This is a genomic window from Cobetia sp. 29-18-1 (assembly GCF_029846405.1).
In the GTDB taxonomy this organism is placed as follows: domain Bacteria; phylum Pseudomonadota; class Gammaproteobacteria; order Pseudomonadales; family Halomonadaceae; genus Cobetia; species Cobetia amphilecti.
In genome coordinates this window covers 282,595-302,844 of sequence record NZ_JARWKS010000001.1, presented here as the reverse complement: position 1 = coordinate 302,844, position 20,250 = coordinate 282,595, and the positions used below count along the sequence as shown (strand labels likewise).

The window sequence follows — 20,250 nt, the reverse complement described above, 5'->3', positions numbered from 1 at the left end:
CGGAATGGCAGGCACAAAAAAAGCCGCCATTGGCGACTTGTCGGGGCACTGAAGCTTTTGAGCATCAGCTGAATGAACCCCACTGGCATGCATGCATGGTGGGCCCAGCAGGACTTGAACCTGCGACCAATCGATTATGAGTCGAGTGCTCTAACCAACTGAGCTATGGGCCCATGCAGCGCGCATATGATAGCGAAAGCATGAGCCTCGGGAAAGCCCGAAAACTCAACAACATAGCGATTCTCCCCTCCCGGCTGCGACGAGTGTCGCGAACCCTTGGAGCCGCCGCCTGTCCAATGTCCCATCTGCAGCATCGAATCTTTTCCAGGCGCTCATGGCGGGCCTCGCCCGATCAAGCCCCTGGCCATCAGGAGTCATGACATGTCATTGCCTTTCTTTCGCTGGACCCGCGCCCTGAGTCGCACGCTTGCGCGTCGCTCGACCGGCAAACCCGCCAGCCGCCTCACCGCCACAGCCGCCAAAAGCCGCTTCGGCACCCCGATCAAGGCCGCGGCACTGGCCTTCGCCATGAGTGGCATCGGTGTCAGCCTGCCGACACAGGCCGCCTGGCAGCTGGTGCCCGAGAGCAGCGGCGCCACCGCGACGCTGACCGCGCAGGGCAGCCAGGGCAATGTGGAGCACGTGCATCACCTCAATGGCCTGAGCGGCACCGTGGGAGATGACGGCAAGATGAGCATTCCCTTGAGCGTCGGCCAAACCGATCTGCTCGACAAGGTCGGCGAGCTGCCGCCGTGGCTGTCCGGCGTCAGCCAGATGCGCCTGGCCACGCTGACCCTGAATCTTGATCCGCTGGCCATCGCGGCGCTGGAGCCCGGTCAGACGACGCGCATGCAGGTGCCCTTCTCGGCCACCGATGGCAACCGCACCCACCGCGAGACCCTGCCGCTGGAGGTCACCCGTCAGGATGCCACCCACATGACTTTCATCAACGCCGACCCCATTTCACTGGACAGTGCAGAAGTCGCCAGGAATCAGGTCGGCAGCACTCTGCTCAACCTGCTGGGCTACGGCAAGCTGGTAGGCGACATTCCCATCACGCTGCAGGGCGAGATGGTCGACCAGTAACCTTCAGCACAGCGCGACGCCGCCAGACAAGCGCGGCGATCCCGTCGCGAGCACGTTCATCGCGTCATCAGAACCGCCCTACGGGGCGGTTTTTTTGTGCCGGTAGCAGCCAAGGATAACGGCCTGCGCCAGCCAGCAAGGACGAGCATGACGGCGATGGTCAGCCCTCATGACGCCACGACATAAGAGAATGATAAAAATAATTCTCATTCATGGTTCAGAAAGCGGTCATCTGAACGTCTACCCACAGGAGAGAACGACGAACAAGAATCATTCCTATATAAATCATTCCGGATGGAACACCGCGCTCATGAAAGACTCCGCCGCACATAAAGCCACTCGCTCCCTGCTGATGACCCTGCCCAGGCACCCTCTGGCACTGGCGATTGGCCTTGGCCTGCCCTTCGCCGGTCAGGCCATGGCGGCCGACCACCGTGAGTCTCAGGACGAGACCCTCGACACCATGACGGTGACCACCACAGCGGCTACCAAGACCGACACCGGCTATCTGGAAACCCCCCAGGCCGTCTCCACCATCACGCGCGACGATATCGACAAGCGCGCAGCCGAGACAGTCCAGCGTGCCGCGGACTACACGCCGGGCGTCTTCACCAACCAGATCGGTGCCTCCAACCGCTATGACTATCTGGTGCTGCGTGGCTTCTCCGATGGCAGTGTCAGCAACACCTTTCTGGATGGCCTGAAGCTGATGGGTGACTCGGGCTCCTACAGCTCGATGACCATCGACCCCTACTTCCTCGACAGCATCGAGGTGGTGAAAGGGCCGTCTTCCGTCCTCTACGGTCGCTCCTCGCCGGGTGGTCTGGTCGCGATGCAGTCCAAGCGCCCCGAGTTCCAGGACTCCGGCCAGGTCCGCTTCACCGTCGGCGACGACAACGAACGCAGCGCGGCCTTCGACCTCACCGGCCCGCTGGATGACGAAAAGCGCATCGCCTATCGCCTGACCGGCCTCGCCAGTGCCGAGGACACCCAGGTCGACTCCGTCGAGGAAGAGCGTTACGCCTTCTCGCCTCAGATCACCATGGACGTCACCGACGACACCACCGTCACCCTGATGGGCTACTTCCAGAAGGACCCGGAAGGCGGTTACCACTCCGGCCTGCCCTATGAAGGCACGGTGGTCAGCTACAACGGCACCAAGCTCGGCAACGACTTCTACGAAGGTGACGAGGACTACGAAGAGTTCGATCGCACCGAACGCATGCTCGGTTACGACTTCGAGCACCGCTTCAATGACGCTGTCACTGCACGCCAGAAATTCCGCTATCTGCGCTCCGATGTGGACCTCGAGCAGGTCTACGCCTATGGCTGGGCCTCGGACACCGAGCTGACCCGCTACTACTCCGGCGGCGAAGAAAGCCTGCGCGCCTGGACCGTCGACAACCAGCTGGAGAGCCGCTTCTCCACCGGCGCCTTCGATCACACCCTGCTGTTCGGTGCCGACTATCAGACGCGCACCAATGACGTGGACTGGGAATACGGCACCGCCAGCACGCTGGATGTCTCCAGCAGCAGCGATGCCGATGTCTCCATCTATGCCACCGAGAACCAGAAGCGTGAACTGGACCAGACCGGTGTCTACCTGCAGGACCAGATCAGCTGGGGTCGCTGGAACCTGGCCGCCGGTCTGCGTCAGGACTGGGTCAACATCAAGAACACCGATCGTGACTACAACACCACCAGTGAGCTGAACGACAACGAGATGAGCGGCCGCATCGGCCTGATCTACGGCTTCGACAACGGCATCTCGCCCTATGTCAGCTACTCCACGTCCTTCTCGCCGAACTCCTACACCGATGAAGACGGCGACCTGCTCGACCCGACCACCGGCAAGCAGGTCGAGGTCGGCATGAAGTACCAGCCCAACGGCACGCGTGATCAGTACAGCGTCTCGCTGTTCCGCATCAATCAGGAAAACGTCGCCTCCAAGGACCCGGAAGACAGCTACTACACCGCCTACGGCGAGATCGAGTCCCAGGGCCTGGAGCTGGAAGCCCGCACTCAGGTGACCCGCGACTTCGCGCTGCAGGCCGGTTACAGCTACACCGACGTGACCTATGCCAAGGCGGAAGATGGCACCGAAGGCAACGATGCCAACCAGGTGCCCAAGCACCAGGTCAGCGTCTGGGGTGACTACGCCTTCAATGAAGGCCCGCTCACGGGGCTGAATGCCGGTCTCGGCGTGCGCTACTACGCCGACATGTGGGCGGATTCCGAGAACACCGAGAAGGTGCCGAACTACGCGCTGGTCGATGCCCTGGTCGGCTACGACCTGAGCCAGATCGGCTGGAGCGGCACCAGCGTGCAGCTCAACGTCAGCAACCTGTTCGACAAGGAATACATCGCGTCCTGCTACAACACCAGCTTCTGCTACTACGGTGCCGAGCGCAGCATGACCGCGACACTGACCTATGATTTCTGATTTCGAAAACTCCGCAGTCCGTCGATTCTGAATCGTCCCGCACGACCCGCCGGCGGCAAGGATGTCGCCGGCACCATCGCCCTGAACCACTCATCGTCTGATAGCTCTGGCGTGTCCAGCACATGACACCGGGGATGCCGGCCACCGGGATTGCCGGCCACCGAGATTGCCCGACACAGGGGCGCTCGGTGACGACTCACTCTGCCGATGCCCACGGCAGACGTGACTGACCACGCCGACCGCTTTGCCAACAGCTTCACCAACAACAACGACCGCAAACGCGGCACTTGATGAATGTCCTGACTGGTCCTCGCACCTGAGCCATCTGTCCCAGCTGGCTGCGAGTCTCTTCCAAGTCTTTATCTGCGAACATTCGCATAAGGTTATGTAATGCACAGCCTTCAAGATTCCGCCGCCACCTACGGCGCTGCCGCAGGATCCTCCGTGTCTGACGCCCAGACCGACGCCTGTGCGCGCTCACTGTCCAGCTCGCCGCGCGCCGCCTTGTTCTCGCCTGCCAACATGGATGCCTGGCAGACAGGCATGGACCGCATCAGCCAGCTGGTGGCTGAACAGCTCGACAGTGTTCAAAAGCCGTTCAGTGGCATCACCCCGGAGGCCCTGCGTCCGGCCTTTGCCGACCTCGATCTCGAGACGCCCCTCGAGAACCTCGAAGCCGGTCTGGAGGAGCTCAAGTCGCTCTACCTGAAGGACGCCGTCTACTTCCATCATCCCCGCTACATCGCGCACCTCAACTGCCCGGTCGTGCTGCCCGGTGTATGGGCCGAGAGCCTGCTGGGCGCGATCAATTCCTCACTCGACACCTGGGACCAGAGCGCCGGCGGCACCCTGATCGAGCAGCGCCTGATCGACTGGACCACCGAGCGCCTGGGCCTGGGTCCGACCGCCGATGGCATCTTCACCAGCGGCGGCACCCAATCCAACCTGATGGCACTGCTGCTGGCGCGTGATGCGGTCTGCGAGAAGCTGCCCGACCACCCCGGCAACCAGACCCACGGCCTGCCACCGGAAGCCGGACGCCTGCGCGTCTTCGCTTCCGGCATCAGCCATTTCAGTCTGCAGAAGGCCTGTGCCCTGCTCGGCCTCGGCCACAACGCCGTCATCCCGGTCGCCGTGGATGAGCGTCGTCGCATGGACCCCGTAGCCCTGCGTGACGCCCTCGACAACGCCCGCGCCGAAGGCCTGATCCCGATGGCCGTGGTCGCCACTGCCGGTACCACCGACTTCGGCAGCATCGACCCGCTGCAGGCCATCGGTCGTGAATGCCACGCCCGTGGCATCTGGTTCCATGTCGATGGCGCCTATGGCGGCGGTCTGATCACTTCTCGCCGCCACGGTCACTGGCTCAAGGGCACCGAGATGGCGGACTCCGTCACCATCGATTACCACAAGACCTTCTTCCAGCCGGTCAGCTGCAGTGCCTGCGTGGTACGTGATCGCACCCAGCTGCGCCACGTCACCTATCACGCCGACTACCTCAACCCGGAGCTTCAGGCCCGCGAAGGCACGCCGGATCAGGTCAACAAGAGTCTGCAGACCACGCGGCGTTTCGACGCCCTGAAACTGTGGATGACACTGCGCCTGATGGGTGCCGATGCCCTCGGCGACATGCTCGATTGCGTGATCGACCTCACCCGCGAGGGCTACCAGCTGCTCGAGGCGGCGCCGGACATCGATGTCGTCCAGGCGCCGGAGCTCAGCACCCTGGTGTTCCGCTTCCATGACGCCAGTGAAGAGACCCTCAGCGCCGAACAGTGGGATGCCTTGAACCGCGAGATCCGCAAGCGCCTGTCACGCAGCGGTGAAGCCATCGTCGCCGCCACCAAGGTCTCGGGCCGTCAGTACCTGAAGTTCACCCTCCTGAACCCGGAAACGCGCCAGGAAGACCTGGCCGCCGTGGTCGAGTTGATCCGTCAGCACGGCCAGGCGCTGGTCAAGGCGCATCATCTGGCCGTCAGCACCACCGCCCAGCCGAACCATGGCGCACCACTGGCCGACATTCCGGCCGCCAGCCGTCGCAGTCACACCACAGAAGCCAAGGAAAGCCGTCATGCATGACACCTCGAACCCTCACGTCACAGACACTCTGGAAGCGCGCGATGATGTGCTGGACTTCGTTGCCATCGGCATCGGCCCCTTCAACCTCAGCCTTGCCTGCCTGAGCGAGCCGCTGGAAGACGTCCAGGGCGTCTTCCTCGAGCGCAAGGCCGCGTTCGACTGGCACCCGGGCATGCTGCTGGAAGATGCCAGCATGCAGACGCCCTTCATGGCGGACATGGTCTCTCTGGCCGACCCGACCAGCCACTTCAGCTTCCTCAACTATCTGAAGCTGCACGACAAGCTCTACAACTTCTACATCCGCGAAGACTTCTTCCTACTGCGTCGTGAGTACAACCAGTACTGCCAGTGGGCGGCGCGCGAGCTGAGCTGCCTGCGCTTCGATCACGACGTCCAGGACATCCAGCATGTCGGCGACATCTATGTCGTGCGCGGCACTCGCCCCAGCACCGGCGAAGCCTTCGCCTATCGCGCACGCAAGCTGGTGCTGGGCACCGGCACCCAGCCCTACCTGCCGAAAGCCGCCGACGCCGTGCGTGACGTGGTGCCGGTCGCGGGCAGCCGCGTGTGCCACAATGCCCACTATCTGGCGCGCAAGGAGGAACTGACCTCCCAGCCGGCCATCACCATCATCGGCTCCGGCCAGAGCGCCGCCGAGATCTATCTCGACCTGCTGCGCGAGATCGACCAGCACAGCTACCAGCTCAACTGGATCACGCGCTCGCCGCGCTTCTTCCCGCTGGAATACGGCAAGCTGACGCTGGAGATGACCTCGCCGGATTACATCGATTACTTCCACGCCCTGCCGCGTGAGCAGCGCAACACCCTGCTGGCGACCCAGAAGGGCCTCTACAAGGGCATCAATCTCGAGCTGATCGACGAGATCTACGACACCCTCTACGCCAAGCAGCTGCAAGGCGTGGTGCCCACCACCCTGATGACCAATACCGAACTGACCTCGCTGAACAAGCAAGAGACTGACGGCGACTTCACCCTGGGCCTCTATCAGCGCGAACAGCAGCAGGCCTGGCGTCATGGCACCAGCGCCGTGGTGCTGGCCACGGGCTATCACTACGTGGCGCCGCCCTTCCTGCGCAGCATCGAGTCACGCATTCGTCGTGACGAGGAAGGCCGCTACGCCGTCGGGCGCTTCTACGCCGTCGACACGCAAAGCACCGCGGATGCTGACGGCAACGAGGGCGATCAATCGCCGTTCGCCGGCGAGATCTTCGTCCAGAATGCCGAGCTGCATACCCACTCGCTGGCCGCGCCGGACCTGGGCATGGCCTGCTATCGCAACAGCTGCATCCTGCGCGCCATCACCGGTCGTGAGGTCTATACCATCGAGCGCCGCATCGCCTTCCAGAGCTTCGGCACGCCCGGCTCTGAAAAGGGCTGTGGCAATGGCTTCACACCGCTGCCCGCCGCACACCTGCCCTACGGCGAGACGGATATTCACGCCGGCACCTCTTCTACCGGCACCTCTTCTACCGGCCTCTCTTCTGCCGGCACCGCCTCTACCGACAGCTCCTCTATCGACACCGTCTCTGACACCCAGGCCGACACGACTCACACCGCTGCACCGCAACACCGGGAGACCACCGCATGAACATGCCAGTCGACATCACCAGCGCCGCAAGCGCCGAACAGTCCAGCAGCGCGGCAAGCTCCCACAGTGCGGCGACACCGTCACAACAGCTGTTCGGGACGACCTCACTCGCCGTGCCGGCACCGCTCGATCTGCTCAGCCCGGCACCGGGAACGCGCTTCACCCGCCGCGCAGTGGAGCTGGAGCAAGCCCAGGCTCGCCTGCGCAAGCCGCAGGACGACAGCACGAGCGAGCGCGCCGAATTCGCGCTGCGCCCGCTCGACCTTGCCGCCGACATGGCGATGGTGGATGAATGGACCAGCGGCGAACGCGCCAGCTTCTGGGGCATGAGTGATGACCTCATCACCACCAAGTACGACTTCTACCAGGGCCTGGAAGAGAGCCAGCACGCCCAGGGCTGGGTCGGTTTCTACAACGACCAGCCAGCTTTTCTGGTCGAGCTCTATGACCCGGCGCACGACCCGCTCGGCAAGCATTACAGTGTGCAGCCCGGCGACTTCGGCATGCACTTCCTCGTCGCGCCGCGCAGCGAGGACCAGGCCCCCATCAGCGGCTTCTCGCGGGCGGTGATCGAATCGATCATGGCGATGATCTTCGCCGGCCAGTTCCGCGATGAGCATGCCGATGAAGGGAAAGATGCAGTCCGTCCCGTGACCCGTGTGGTGGTGGAGCCGGACAGCCGCAATCGCGCCATTCATCCGCTGAATGCCGCAGTGGGCTTCGTCGATCATGGCCCGCTGGATCTCGACGGCAAGCCGGCCCGGCTGTGCTTCTGCACCCCGCAGGACTTCCGCGCCGCCCTGGCCACTCGCAGCCCGCGTCTGGACAACGGCGTGACCGCCAACCCGGCCGCGGCCAGCCAGCACCTCACCGGGCCGGACTGGCAGCAGGCCAATCGCCTGCTGGTGCGCAAGGCGCTGGCCGAATTCAGCCATGAGCGTCTGATCCACCCGCAATGCGCCGATGACTGCGGCACCCGCACCGCCTGCCAGAGCCATGACAACTGGCATCACTTCCGCCTGCCGCTGGCGGCGCAGGTCAGCGACACGCCGCCGGTCAGCCGCCGCGCGGCGGAATATCGCTTCGTGGCGCGCCGTTTCCAGCTCGATCACTGGCTGATCGATGCCGCCTCCATTCAGCGTCTGGATGCCGACGGCAACGCCCTGCCGCTGGACGCGCGTGAGCTGATTCTGGAACTCAATGACGTGCTGGAGATTCCGCCACGTCTGCTGCCGGTCTATCTCGAGGAGGTCAGCGCCACGCTCGCCTCCAGCGCATGGAAGATGCAGCGCGCCGTGCGCGAGAATCAGTCCGCCCGCGTGCTGGCGGGCGCCTCCTTCCAGACCCTGGAATCGGCGATGAGCGAAGGCCATCCGTGCTTCGTCGCCAACAATGGCCGCATGGGCTTCGATGCGCTGGACTATCGCGCCTACGCGCCGGAAGCCGCCCAGCCGTTCTCGCTGGTGTGGATCGCCGTGCATCGCGACAACGCCCATTACTCGGCGGTGGATGGTCTCGATCCGCGCCGTCTGCTCGAGGAAGAGCTGGGTGAAGCCGAACTCGCCCGCCTGGAACAGCAGTTGACCGAGAAGGGCCTTGCGCCCGCCGACTACCTGATGATGCCGGTGCACCCGTGGCAGTGGAGCCACAAGCTGGCGATCACCTTCGCCGCAGAGATCGCCAGTCAGCACATCATCTGTCTCGGCCTGGGGGAGGACCGCTATCAGGCCCAGCAGTCGATCCGCACGCTCTACAACCGCAATCAGCCGAATCGCCGCTATGTGAAGGTGGCGCTGTCGATCCTCAACATGGGCTTCATGCGCGGCCTGTCGCCCTATTACATGCGTGCCACTCCGGTCATCAATCAGTGGCTGCAGGGCCTGATCGATTCGGACCCGTCCTTCGAGAAGTGGGGCTTCCGCCTGCTGCGTGAAGTCGCGGCCATCGGTTATCGCGATGATGTGCTGGAAGACGCGGACCCGGCGGCCGTCGGCTATCGCAAGATGCTGGCCAGCCTGTGGCGCGAGAGCCCGGAAGACGTCAAGGACGAGGGCGAGCGCCTGATGACCATGGCCGCGCTGCTGCATGTCGACAACGATGAGAAGGCCTTGCTGCCGGCGCTGATCGAGCGTTCCGGCATCGGCGCCGAAGCGTGGATCGACAAGTGGCTGACGGCTTACATGACGCCGCTGCTGCACTGCTACTTCAAGCACGACCTGGTGTTCATGCCACACGGCGAGAACCTGATCATGCGTCTGCGCGATGGCGTACCGTGCGGTGCGCTGATGAAGGACATCGCCGAGGAAGCGGCGCTGTTCGCCACCGAGGAGACGCGTGCACTCGAACTGCCGGCAGGGGTCGAGCGTCTGGTGGTCGAGGTGCCGGAACCGATCCGCATCCTGTCGCTGCTCACCGATGTCTTCGACTGCATCTTCCGCTTCGCGGTACCGCTGCTGGTGCGCGAGCAGGTGATGACGGAGGAGGCCTTCTGGTCTCGCGTCGCGGCCTGCATCCATGACTATCAGGATGCCCATCCGGAGATGGCCGACAAGTTCGCGCGTCATGATCTGTTCGCGCCGCGCTTCACGCTGTCGTGCCTCAACCGCCTGCAGCTGCGCAACAACCAGCAGATGGTCGATCTCACCGATCCGTCCGGCGCCCTGCAGCTCAAGGGCGAGCTGGATAACCCCATCGCGGCCTTCGCCCGCCGCTAGGCGGTGATCGCCATGACCCATCAGCTACGGCCCGTCAGCCAAGACCAGCTAACTACGATCAGCTAACTACGACCAAGCAGCACCGGGACCGCCCTCGTCATGCACGGGGGCGGTCCTTGGCGTGCCTGACATACAATCATTGATAATGATTCGTAACAACAATACCATTACCCTCCCATCACGACAGATCTCTTTGCGAGCCGTGGATGTCCTCTCACGCCAAGCCCCCAGTTCGGCCTCATCGCGACACGGATGAGCGAACGCCTGACGCACACGGGCCAGAAGCTGAAACGCCCGCTGAGCTGCAGGCTTGTGCTGCACAGCAATACCGTCACTCGCTGGACCAGCTGTTTGCCGAGCATCGTCACGAACTGACCGGCTTTCTGGTGCGCCAGCTGGGCTCGCATGAGCTGGCGGAAGACATCAGCCATGAGGTCTATCTGCGTCTGCGCCTGACCGGAGACTGGCCCGCCAACCCGCGCGCCTGGCTGTTTCGCATCGCTCGCAACCTGATCATCGATCATCACCGCCACCAGTCCCGCGCACCGGAATTCGAATCGGTGTCCGAGGGCGATGAGCGCGTGGCGGCCGCCCATCTGGACCCGGAGAGGAGCCTGGCGCGCCGCCAGAAGCTGCAGGTCGTCGATGCGGCACTCTCCGAGCTGGCGGGCCATTTTCGCCTCGCCCTGACCTGGTATCGCCTCGAGGGCCTGACCAAGCGTGAGATCGGCGAGCGACTCGGCGTGTCCGAGCGCATGGCGGGCCGCTACGTCACCCAGGCGCAGCAGCACTGCGAGATGCGCCTGGCCGCGGCGGGCTGTTATCGCAATGAAGTCAGCCGCGACTGTGCCGCCTGCCAACACGACACCGCGGATTCGCCGTCAGCCGCGCACCACACGTCAACCGCGCCCGGCAAGGCGCGACGAAGAAGCCGGCGTGATGACAGCCCGACAGCAAGAGGCGATCAGCACTGATGGCCCCGCGGAGCACGGATGGGCGAACGTCTCCGCGTCATGTCGCCCAGAATGAATCGCCCTTAGCCTGACGCCCTGACCACGGATGACGATGCTTTCATGTTCACTCTCGACCACCTGCGCTTTGACCTCGGCGAGCGCTGCCTGCTCAAGACGCAGTCTCTCGATTTCGCCCCCGGCCAGGTGCATGGCCTGATCGGCCACAATGGCTCCGGCAAGTCGACACTGCTCAAGCTGCTGGCGCGTCAGAATACGCCGACCAGTGGCAAGCTGGCGCTGGACGATCGCCCGCTCTCGCAGTTCGGCAGTCGGGAATTCGCGCGGGCGGTGGCCTACCTGCCGCAGCATCTGCCGGCGGCCGAAGCGCTGACCGGCCGCGAGCTGGTCGCCTTCGGCCGTTATCCGTGGCACGGCCTGCTCGGCCGTCCCGGCCCCAAGGATGAAGAAGCCATCGAGCGCGCCATCGCGCTGACCCACACCGAAGCCTTCGCCGAACAGCAGGTCGATACTCTCTCCGGTGGCGAACGTCAGCGCGTGTGGCTGGCCATGCTGCTGGCCCAGGGCAGTCGTTACCTGCTGCTGGATGAACCGCTGGCGGCGCTGGATATCGCCCATCAGATCGAGGTGATGGAACTGGTCTCGCACCTGAGCCACACCCTGGGGCTGGGCATCATCATCGTGCTGCACGACATCAATCTGGCGGCGCGTTACTGCGATCGCCTGGTGGCGCTGCACGGCGGTAAGGTGCTGGCCGAGGGCGCGCCCGACGCGATGATGAACCCCGCCACGCTCAAGGATATCTACGGCGTCGAGATGCAGGTGATCACCCCGCCGCAGAGCCAGCAGCAGATCGCGGTGCCACTATGAAGTGGCTGTTGGCACTGATCAGTCTGAGCCTGCTGGCGGTGGGGTCCGCCAACTCTGCCGCAACGGAGGAGGCAGTGGAAGACGAGGCAGTGGCGGCCGTGGCTGCGATGAAACAGACAGCGATGACCGAGACAGCCCGGCCACCGGCCGGCTTCGTCGATCGCCCCATCGTGGCGCTGGACTGGACCCTGGCCGAGACCCTGACCGGAATCGGAGTGCGCGCCATGGGCGTGGGCCAGGTCGCGACCTACGCAAGCTGGGTGAACCAACCGGCGCTGCCGCAGGGCACGCGGGATCTCGGCCTGCGCACCCAGCCGAACCTGGAGCAGCTGGCCGCCCTCGCCCCCGCCGACATCCTGATCAGCCCGATGCTGTCCAGCCTCGCTCCGCGCCTGTCGGCCATCGCGCCGGTCACCAGCATCGCCATCTATACCCCGGACGCCGACACCTGGCAGACACTGGCCAAGGCGACCCGCCAACTGGGCAAGCTGACGCAGCGCGAGCCACAGGCCGAACAGCTGATTCGCCTGAGCACCGCTCGCCTGGCCGGTTACAACGCCGCGCTGCGCCAGCAGGCGGCACGCAAGGGTCAATCGCCCCTGCCGCTGTTGATGGTGCAATTCATGGATGATCGCCATGTGCGCATCTTCGGCGACAACAGCCTGTTCCAGGCCGTGATCGAGCGCATGGGCATCGACAACGCTTGGCAAGGGGACACCAACGCCTGGGGCTTCGCCACCGTCAGTCTCGAGAAGCTGGTGACGCTGAAGGGCCGCATGGTGGTGGTGGAACCGTTGCCGCCCGGCGGACACCAGGCACTGGCACATAACGGTCTGTGGCAGGCCATGCCCGGCGTGCGTGAAAACAGCCAGGCCTCGGCGCCGCTGTTCCTGCCGCCGGTCTGGAGCTTCGGCGCCCTGCCCTCGGCCAATCGTTTCGCCGCACTGCTTGCCAGCCATCTGATTGATGATGAGGCGACACTTGAGGGGGAGACCACCGATGGCAACCACTGAGCAGGCCATGAGCACTCGTCCCGCATCAAACCATCGCCCGCTGCACCTCACGCCGGGCCGGGCCTGCAGCCTGTTGGCCCTGGCCCTGGTGGTGCTGGGCAGCCTCGCGCTCAACCGTGAAGGCCTGAGCCTGATGCAGGGCCTGACCGCACTGTGGGCCTCGCCCGACTTCAGCGCTGCGGCCAGTCTCGGCCAGGCAGACAGTGCACTGCTTTCTGCGCAGCTGGTGGCGCATGTCAGCTGGTGGCCGCGTCTGGTCTGCGCGCTGCTGGCCGGTGGCGCGCTGGGCATGGCCGGCGTGCTGATGCAGCAGGTGCTGCGCAATCCACTGGCCGCGCCCACCACCCTCGGCGTCGCCAGTGGCGCGAGTCTGGCGATGATGCTGGCGACGCTGTTCGCCCCGGCACTGATGGCCGGCACGGGTCTTGGGGGAGACGGCTTCCAGCTGGGCCGTGAATGGGTCGCACTGGCCGGTGGCCTGGCCGCCATGGGGCTGGTGTTCGCACTGGCCTGGGCGCGAGGCATGTCGCCGACCGTGGTGGTGCTGGCGGGGCTGGTGGTCAACCTCTATATCGGCGCACTGGGCATGGTGCTGTTGCTGTTCAATCAGGAGGCCCTGCACGGCACCCTGGTATGGGGCGCAGGCTCGCTGGCCCAGAACAGCTGGGATGGCGTGATCACGCTGCTCACCCGCCTGCTGCCGGGCATGTTGCTGGCGCTGGTGCTGATGCGTCCGCTGGCGGTGCTGGACCTCGACGAGGCCAACGCCCGAAGCCTGGGCGTCTCGCTGCGCAAGCTGCGCCTGATGAGTCTGGGACTGGCGGTATTTCTCAGCGCCTGCGTGGTCAGCGTGCTGGGCATCATCGGCTTCATCGGCCTGGCCGCGCCGGCCTGCGTGCGTCTGATGGGCGCGCGCCGCCTGGGCCAGCGCCTGCTGTGGGCACCATTGTTCGGGGCACTGCTGCTGGCGGTGACGGACCAGGTGGTCGCCAGTCTCGATGGCCTGCTGCCCAACCTGATTCCGACCGGCGCGATGACGGCGGCCCTCGGCGCGCCGCTGCTGCTGTGGCTGATTCCGCGCCTCAAGATGGCGCAGGGGGCTGGCCCCGCCAGTCATCACGGCATGTCACTGACGCATCGTCATCCCCGCCCCGACCGCCTGCTCGGCTGGCTGCTGGCCGGGGTCTGCGTGGCCCTGATGCTGGCACTGCTGGTCGGCAATGGCGCCGATGGCTGGACTCTTGGCGCTGACATGCTCGAGCAGTTGCTGGCCGGCCAGACCAGCGTGCTGGACTTCCGCCTGCCACGGGTACTGGCGGCGGCAGGCGCCGGCGTGCTGCTGGCCCTGGCCGGCACCCTGTTGCAGCGCCTGACCAGCAACCCGATGGCCAGCCCCGAGATTCTCGGCATCAGCGGCGGCACCGCCATCGCCCTGATGCTGACGCTGCTGCTGGCCCCGGCGCCGGGGCAACTGACCCTGCTGGGCGCAGGCATCTGCGGGGCGCTGGCCTGTCTGGCGCTGCTGGTGGTGCTCAATCATCGCAGTGGTTTCATTCCCGAACGCGTGCTGCTGTGCGGGGTGGCGATCACGGCGCTCTACGATGCGGTGCGCGGCATCATCCTCGCCGATGGCGACCCGCGCGGTCAGCAGATTCTGGCCTGGCTGTCCGGCTCCACCTATTACGTGGGCCTCTCCGCGGCGGTTGGCGTGCTCGCGCTGGCGATCATCGCGGTCCTGCTGGTGCGTCCGCTGGCGCGCTGGCTGGATATCCTGCCGCTGGGCATGGCGAGCGCCAGTGCGCTGGGTATCGGCGTGACCCGCGCCCGCCTGGTGCTGCTGGGCGCGGTGGCGGTGCTCACCGCGCTGGCGACCCTGATCGTCGGCCCGCTGTCCTTCGTCGGCCTGCTGGCCCCGCATCTGGCGCGTCTGCTGGGGCTGAGCCGCGCCCGCGAGCACATGCTCGGCGCGGTGCTGTGCGGCGCGCTGTTGATGGTGCTGGCCGACTGGCTGGGCCGCCAGCTGCTGTCGCCCTACGAGATTCCCGCCGGCCTGATGGCCTCGCTGATCGGCGGCAGCTACTTCCTGTGGAGCCTGCGCAGAAGCTGACGCGCATACGCACACGCACAAACGACGAAGCCCGCCACCGAAAGGTCGCGGGCTTCGTCGTTTGTGGAGTCGGTGAAGTTCATGAACAGAGTGAACTGGCGGACGCAGCCCGGGCTCAGTTGCCGAACACCACCGTGCGCTTGTCATGCAGGAAGACGCGACGCTCGAGGTGATAACGCACACCACGCGACAGGGTCAGGCACTCGATATCACGACCCTTGGCGATCAGGTCTTCGGGATAGTGGGCGTGATCCACCGTCTCGACGCCCTGGGTGATGATCGGCCCTTCATCGAGATCATCATTGATGTAGTGCGCGGTGGCGCCGACCAGCTTGACGCCCTTCTCGTAGGCCTGGTGATAGGGGCGTGCGCCCTTGAAGCCCGGCAGCAGCGAGTGGTGGATGTTGATCGCACGCCCCGAGAGCTTCTCGCACATGTCGCTCGACAGCACCTGCATGTAACGCGCCAGAATCACCAGCTCAGCCCCGGTGTCCTGCACGATCTGCCATACCTGGGCTTCCTGCTCGGCCTTGGTCTCGGCGGTGATCGGCAGGTGGTGATACGGCAGGCCATGCCACTCGGCCAGCGGTGCCATGTCCGGATGGTTGGAGATGACGGCGGTGATGTCCATCGGCAGCTGGCCGATGCGATGCCGGTAGAGCAGGTCGTTCAGGCAGTGGTCCGAGCGCGAGACCATGATGACCACCTTCATGCGCTCATCCGGCGCACTCAGGCTGACGTCCATCTCGAAGTCGGCGGCACGCGTGCCCAGGCCCTGCTCGAAACTCGCGGCATCGAAGCCGTCATCGAGGGCACCGGCCTCGGTCTGCGGACGAAATTCGGCCCGGATGAAGAAGCGCCCCGACAGGCGGTCATCGAAGGAATTGAGCTCGGTGATATAGCAGCCCTGCTCGCGCAGGTAGCGTGTCACGACGTCCACCGTGCCGATGCGGCTGGGACATTGGGCGGTCAGAATCCAGGTATCACGCATACGTAGGTGCCTGTCATGTAAGGATTATCTATTGTTGGAAGCAGCAACGTCAGGGTTGCATCCGAGGCCCTGCGCGACAAACCAATATTATTGAGGCGGGCTTCAGTATTTCTGAAGCCCGCCTCCTGGCCCGGGCAAGGCCCCTGGCAGTCGATTCAGGTCATTGCGCGCGCCTGCGACAGACCTCTCTAGACGCAGATCTCTCCAGACGCACTCAGGCCTCAGATCTCAGGCCTTGATGCAGACCCCGAATTCCTCGCTGGCATCCAGCAGCCAGCGGCCGAGGTAATCGGCGAAGCTTCTGCGCACCACCAGCTCGAATTCGCTCTCGCTGACGCGGCGCAGCACCAGTGTCGCCTTGGCGAACACCGCAGGCACGCCACGTCCGACCGGGAAGGCACGCGGGTGCACATCGGTGGGCGTCGACTTCATCAGCACCTGACGCGCCTGGTCGCCACTCAGCGAGATGACGGTCTGGCCACCGCTGACGTTGACCACCTGATAGCGACCGGCCAACGCCTCATGCAGCGCCTTCTCGACAGTGAAGGCTTCCTCGCCGGGTACCAGGATCAGCCACTCATCCGGTGACAGCCACTGGATAGAGCGACCGCCCTCATTGTGGTGGAGGGTCGCCGGCGTCAAGGGCAGCGCCAGACCCAGCGCCGCCTCGACACCCTCGGCGAAGCCCGGCTGCGCGGGGTCACCGCGCAGCGTCAGGTGACCGAGAAACGCCTTCTCCTGCAGCACGACGCCGGCATCGCCGTCATCGCGGGCCGTGAACAGATGCGCCAGCGGCGAACGGGCGCACTGAGCGTGGACCTCGGGCGTCGGGCGCTGGTCGATCACCGACGTCTGAGAACTTGTCATGTCCTGCGGCTGCGCATCGACGGCGGCACCCGCTTGCGGGTCGAGTGTGGTGGCATCAGACATGCTGGCGCTCCCCTTTCTTGTCGTAGAACACCGGTGAGGTGATTTCGGCTTCCAGCGTCGTGCCATCGGCCTGCGGCAGGAACACCGTCTCGCCGATGCGCTTGGCACCGCCCTTGACCACCGCCAGCGCGAAACCATGCCCCAGCGTCGGGCTGTAGTAGCTGGAGGTCACGTGGCCGACCATCGGCATCGGGATGGCATGCTCAGGGTCGAAGACGATCTGCGAGCCTTCCGGCAGCACGATGCGTTCATCGCCGGCCTTCTTGCGTGTCGGAATCAGGCCGACCATCTGCTTGCGGTCGTCGCGACGGGTATCCGGGCGCGACAGCGCACGCTTGCCGATCCAGGAATACGGCTTGTTGTAGCCGACACACCACTGCATGCCGAGATCTTCCGGGGTGATCGAGCCATCGGTGTCCTGACCGACGATGATGAAGCCCTTCTCGGCGCGCAGCACGTGCATGGTCTCGGTGCCGTAGGGCGTGAGGCCATACTTCTTGCCGCATTCGAACAAACGCTTCCAGACATGCAGCCCGTAGTTGGCCGGCACGTTGAGCTCGTAGGACAGCTCGCCGGTGAAGGAGATGCGGAAGATGCGCCCGGGAATGTCGGCGATCAGCCCTTCACGGACTTCCATGAACTTGAAGCTGTCACGGTCAAGGTCGATGTCGGTCAGCTCGCCGACCAGCGCGCGCGCCTCGGGGCCGGTGACGGTCAGGGTCGCCCAGTGATCGGTGACGCTGGTCATCTGCACGTCCAGTTCCGGCCATTCGGTCTGGTGCCACAGCTCCAGCCATTCCAGGATCGAGGCCGCGCCACCGGTGGTGGTGGTCATCAGGAAGTGGTCTTCGGCCAGACAGGTGGTGACACCGTCGTCCATCACCATGCCGTCGTCGTGACACATCAGGCCGTAACGCGCCTTGCCGACGCCCAGCTTGGCCCAGGCGTTGGTGTAGATACGGTTGAGGAATTCGCGCGCATCGCGACCGGTGATGTCGATCTTGCCCAGGGTCGAGGCATCCAGCACGCCGACCTTCTCGCGCACCGCCAGACACTCACGCTCGACCGCGGCATGCATGTCCTCACTGCCCTGCGGGTAGTACCAGGGGCGCTTCCACTGGCCGACATCCTCGAACCTGGCGCCCTGCGCTACGTGCCATTCGTGCATCGCGGTGTAGCGGATCGGGTCGAACAGCTCGCCGCAGTGACGGCCGACGATGGCGCCGAAGGTCACCGGCGTGTAGTTGGGACGGAACACGGTAGTGCCGGTGTCGGGGATGGTCTGCCCCAGACAGCGCGCGGCGACCGCCATGCCGTTGATGTTGCCCAGCTTGCCCTGGTCGGTGCCGAAGCCCATCGCGGTGTAGCGCTTGACGTGCTCGATGGACTCGAAGCCTTCGCGGGTAGCGAGCTCGATACCGGCGGCGGTGACGTCGTTCTGCAGGTCGACGAACTGCTTGGGCGCACGTGCGGTGGGCTTGTCATGCGGCACCTGATAGAGCGGCAGCATCGGCGTTTCTGCAAGTTCGGAGACCGCAGGCGCCTCGGCCTGGGCGATCTCGAACTCGCAGGCTTCCACCGCGGCGACACCGCTGGCGTAGGCCGCGACCAGTACATCTTCCAGCGCGAAGCTGCCATTGGCGGCGCCGCAGGCATCGAAGCCCTTGAGCATCGGTGCGCCCAGCGCCGGCAGGAAGCCGTGGATCTCGTCGCTCCATACCGGACGCGCACCGGTGTGCGCCGCCAGGTGAACCACCGGGCTGTAGCCGCCGGAGCTTGCGATGGTGTCGCAGGCGAGCTCTTCCACTGCCCCCGTCACGCTGAAGGCATCGATATCGATGGCCGCGATGCGCGCGCCTGTCACGCGACGCTCGCCCTTGGCCTCGATCACGGCGGCGCCGGCGATGATGCGGATGCCCGCGGCACGCGCCGCCTCGACCATCACGCCGGAGGGCGCCGGACGCGCATCGGCGATCGCGACCACTTCACGACCGGCCGCCGCCCAGGCAAGTGCCGCGCGATAGGCGTGGTCGTTGTTGACCGACAGCACCAGCTTGTCACCGGCGGCGACGCCGTAACGGGTCAGATAGGTCGTGACGGCACCGGCCAGCAGGTTGCCCGGCACATCGTTGTGGCTGTAGACCAGTGGCCGCTCGTGGGCGCCGGTGGCCATGATGACGCGATGGGCGCGCACGCGGTGCAGGCGGGAACGTGCCTGCTGGGCGCCACGGGCATTCAAGGGCGCGAGATCGGCCTGATGCTCGGTACGGCGCTCGTGCAGGGTCACGAAGTTGTGATCGTGGTAGCCATTGGCGGTGGTGCGCGGCAGCAGCTGCACATCCTCACAGGCTTCGAGTTCCGCCAGCACCGCGTCACGCCATTCGATGGCAGGCTGGCCGTCCAGGGTCTGATCGAGGCAGTCCGCCGACATGGAGAGCAGCGAGCCACCCAGCTCTTCCTGCTCATCACACAGGATGACGCGCGCGCCGCTGCGGGCCGCGACCAGCGCCGCCATCAGGCCCGCCGGGCCGGAGCCGATCACCAGCACATCGGTATGCTGATGCAGGTGATCGTAGATGTCCGGATCCTCCTCGAGCGGAGAACGCCCGAGACCGGCGGCCTTGCGGATGTACTTCTCGTAGGTCATCCACAGCGAGGCCGGCGCCATGAAGGTCTTGTAGTAGAAGCCCGGCGGCATGAACTTGCCGCCCAGCTTGCCGACCTGCGGCAGGAAGCGGCTCATCAGGTCCTTCTGGGCCTTGACCCAGCCGCTGACGGCGTGGGCTTCCAGGCCGTCGTAAAGTGCCTGCTGGGTGGCACGCACGTTGGGCACCTGGCCGGCTTCGGTGCTGCCCAGCTGCAGGATGGCGTTGGGCTCTTCGGCACCGGCGGCGACCAGGCCGCGCGGACGCGCATACTTGAAGCTGGCGTTGAGCACGTCGAGGCCGTTGGCCATCAGTGCCGAGGCGAGGGTATCGCCTGCCAGGCCCTGATAGCGCTTGCCATTGAAGGTGAAGGTCAGCGGCGTGGCGCGGTCGATGCGTCCACCCGAGGCGAGACGGCGCGGGGCAGCGGCGGTCTGGTTGTCTTGCTGGCTCATGCGCTCACCCCCTTGGCTTGCGTGGTCGGATCGGCTTTCGTCTCACCGGTGATGGTGGGCTGCTCGCCCATGCGATAGGTCTCGAGAATCTCGTAGGTCACGGTGTGGCGGGTGATGTTGAAATACTTGCGACAGCCCACGGCGTGAATCCACAGCTCGTGGTGGACGCCACGCGGGTTGTTGCGGAAGAACAGATAATCCCCCCACTCGGCATCGGAGCACGCTTCGGGGTCCTTCGGGCGCTCGATATGCGCCTGGCCCTTGACGTGGAATTCCTCTTCCTCGCGCAGCTCGCCGCAGTAGGGACAGAAGATATGCATCATGGTCGGTCGTCTCC

Annotated in this window: 13 protein-coding genes and 1 tRNA gene; 9 read left to right on the top strand and 5 right to left on the bottom strand. The window is 65.1% G+C overall.

Going from position 1 to position 20,250, the window contains the following annotated elements; translation table 11 throughout:
• Window positions 1-96 precede the first annotated feature (96 nt).
• A tRNA-Ile gene (locus tag QD208_RS01260) sits at window positions 97-173 on the bottom strand.
• 208 nt (window positions 174-381) lie between these two features.
• On the opposite strand from QD208_RS01260, the gene QD208_RS01255 reads away from it, so the two are divergent.
• The 9 genes from QD208_RS01255 to fhuB all read left to right on the top strand — a co-directional run bounded on the left by QD208_RS01255 (window position 382) and on the right by fhuB (window position 14,892).
• On the top strand, window positions 382-1,086 hold the full coding sequence (locus QD208_RS01255; protein ID WP_279835349.1) for a hypothetical protein: 705 nt from the start codon (window positions 382-384) through the stop codon (window positions 1,084-1,086).
• Window positions 1,087-1,396: 310 nt separating this feature from the next.
• Window positions 1,397-3,529, top strand: a complete 2,133-nt coding sequence (locus QD208_RS01250; RefSeq protein ID WP_249330378.1) for a TonB-dependent siderophore receptor — start codon at window positions 1,397-1,399, stop codon at window positions 3,527-3,529.
• Between the two features lie 444 nt (window positions 3,530-3,973).
• Complete coding sequence (locus QD208_RS01245; protein ID WP_279835347.1) at window positions 3,974-5,608, top strand: aspartate aminotransferase family protein; 1,635 nt, start codon at window positions 3,974-3,976, stop codon at window positions 5,606-5,608.
• Window positions 5,601-7,217 (top strand): SidA/IucD/PvdA family monooxygenase, encoded by a 1,617-nt coding sequence (locus QD208_RS01240; protein WP_279835346.1) that lies wholly within the window; start codon window positions 5,601-5,603, stop codon window positions 7,215-7,217. The genes QD208_RS01245 and QD208_RS01240 overlap by 8 nt, the downstream gene beginning before the upstream one ends.
• A complete protein-coding gene (locus tag QD208_RS01235; RefSeq protein ID WP_279835344.1) occupies window positions 7,214-9,931 on the top strand; it encodes a GNAT family N-acetyltransferase in 2,718 nt (905 codons plus the stop codon). Before QD208_RS01240 ends, QD208_RS01235 begins: the two co-directional genes overlap by 4 nt.
• Before the next feature lie 206 nt (window positions 9,932-10,137).
• A complete protein-coding gene (locus QD208_RS01230; RefSeq protein ID WP_279835343.1) occupies window positions 10,138-10,905 on the top strand; it encodes an RNA polymerase sigma factor in 768 nt (255 codons plus the stop codon).
• A 99-nt stretch (window positions 10,906-11,004) separates the two neighbouring features.
• Window positions 11,005-11,772, top strand: a complete 768-nt coding sequence (locus QD208_RS01225) for an ATP-binding cassette domain-containing protein (RefSeq protein ID WP_279835342.1) — start codon at window positions 11,005-11,007, stop codon at window positions 11,770-11,772.
• An 8-nt stretch (window positions 11,773-11,780) separates the two neighbouring features.
• A complete protein-coding gene (locus QD208_RS01220) occupies window positions 11,781-12,785 on the top strand; it encodes an ABC transporter substrate-binding protein (protein ID WP_279835341.1) in 1,005 nt (334 codons plus the stop codon).
• Between the two features lie 7 nt (window positions 12,786-12,792).
• Window positions 12,793-14,892 carry a Fe(3+)-hydroxamate ABC transporter permease FhuB gene (gene fhuB / locus QD208_RS01215; RefSeq protein ID WP_279835340.1) on the top strand — a complete coding sequence of 700 codons (2,100 nt, stop codon included), beginning with the start codon at window positions 12,793-12,795 and terminating at the stop codon, window positions 14,890-14,892.
• A 115-nt stretch (window positions 14,893-15,007) separates the two neighbouring features.
• Here the strand turns inward: fhuB and purU are convergent, their stop codons facing one another.
• From purU to QD208_RS01195, 4 genes are all read right to left on the bottom strand, one after another.
• The gene (gene purU, locus QD208_RS01210; protein WP_054555342.1) at window positions 15,008-15,883 is read right to left on the bottom strand and encodes a formyltetrahydrofolate deformylase; all 876 of its coding nucleotides are present in this window, start codon (window positions 15,881-15,883) and stop codon (window positions 15,008-15,010) included.
• Between the two features lie 228 nt (window positions 15,884-16,111).
• A complete protein-coding gene (gene soxG, locus QD208_RS01205; RefSeq protein ID WP_279835338.1) occupies window positions 16,112-16,813 on the bottom strand; it encodes a sarcosine oxidase subunit gamma family protein in 702 nt (233 codons plus the stop codon).
• On the bottom strand, window positions 16,806-19,913 hold the full coding sequence (locus QD208_RS01200; RefSeq protein ID WP_279835336.1) for a sarcosine oxidase subunit alpha family protein: 3,108 nt from the start codon (window positions 19,911-19,913) through the stop codon (window positions 16,806-16,808). Before QD208_RS01200 ends, soxG begins: the two co-directional genes overlap by 8 nt.
• Window positions 19,910-20,236 (bottom strand): sarcosine oxidase subunit delta, encoded by a 327-nt coding sequence (locus QD208_RS01195; RefSeq protein WP_043333138.1) that lies wholly within the window; start codon window positions 20,234-20,236, stop codon window positions 19,910-19,912. The genes QD208_RS01200 and QD208_RS01195 overlap by 4 nt, the downstream gene beginning before the upstream one ends.
• Window positions 20,237-20,250 lie beyond the last annotated feature (14 nt).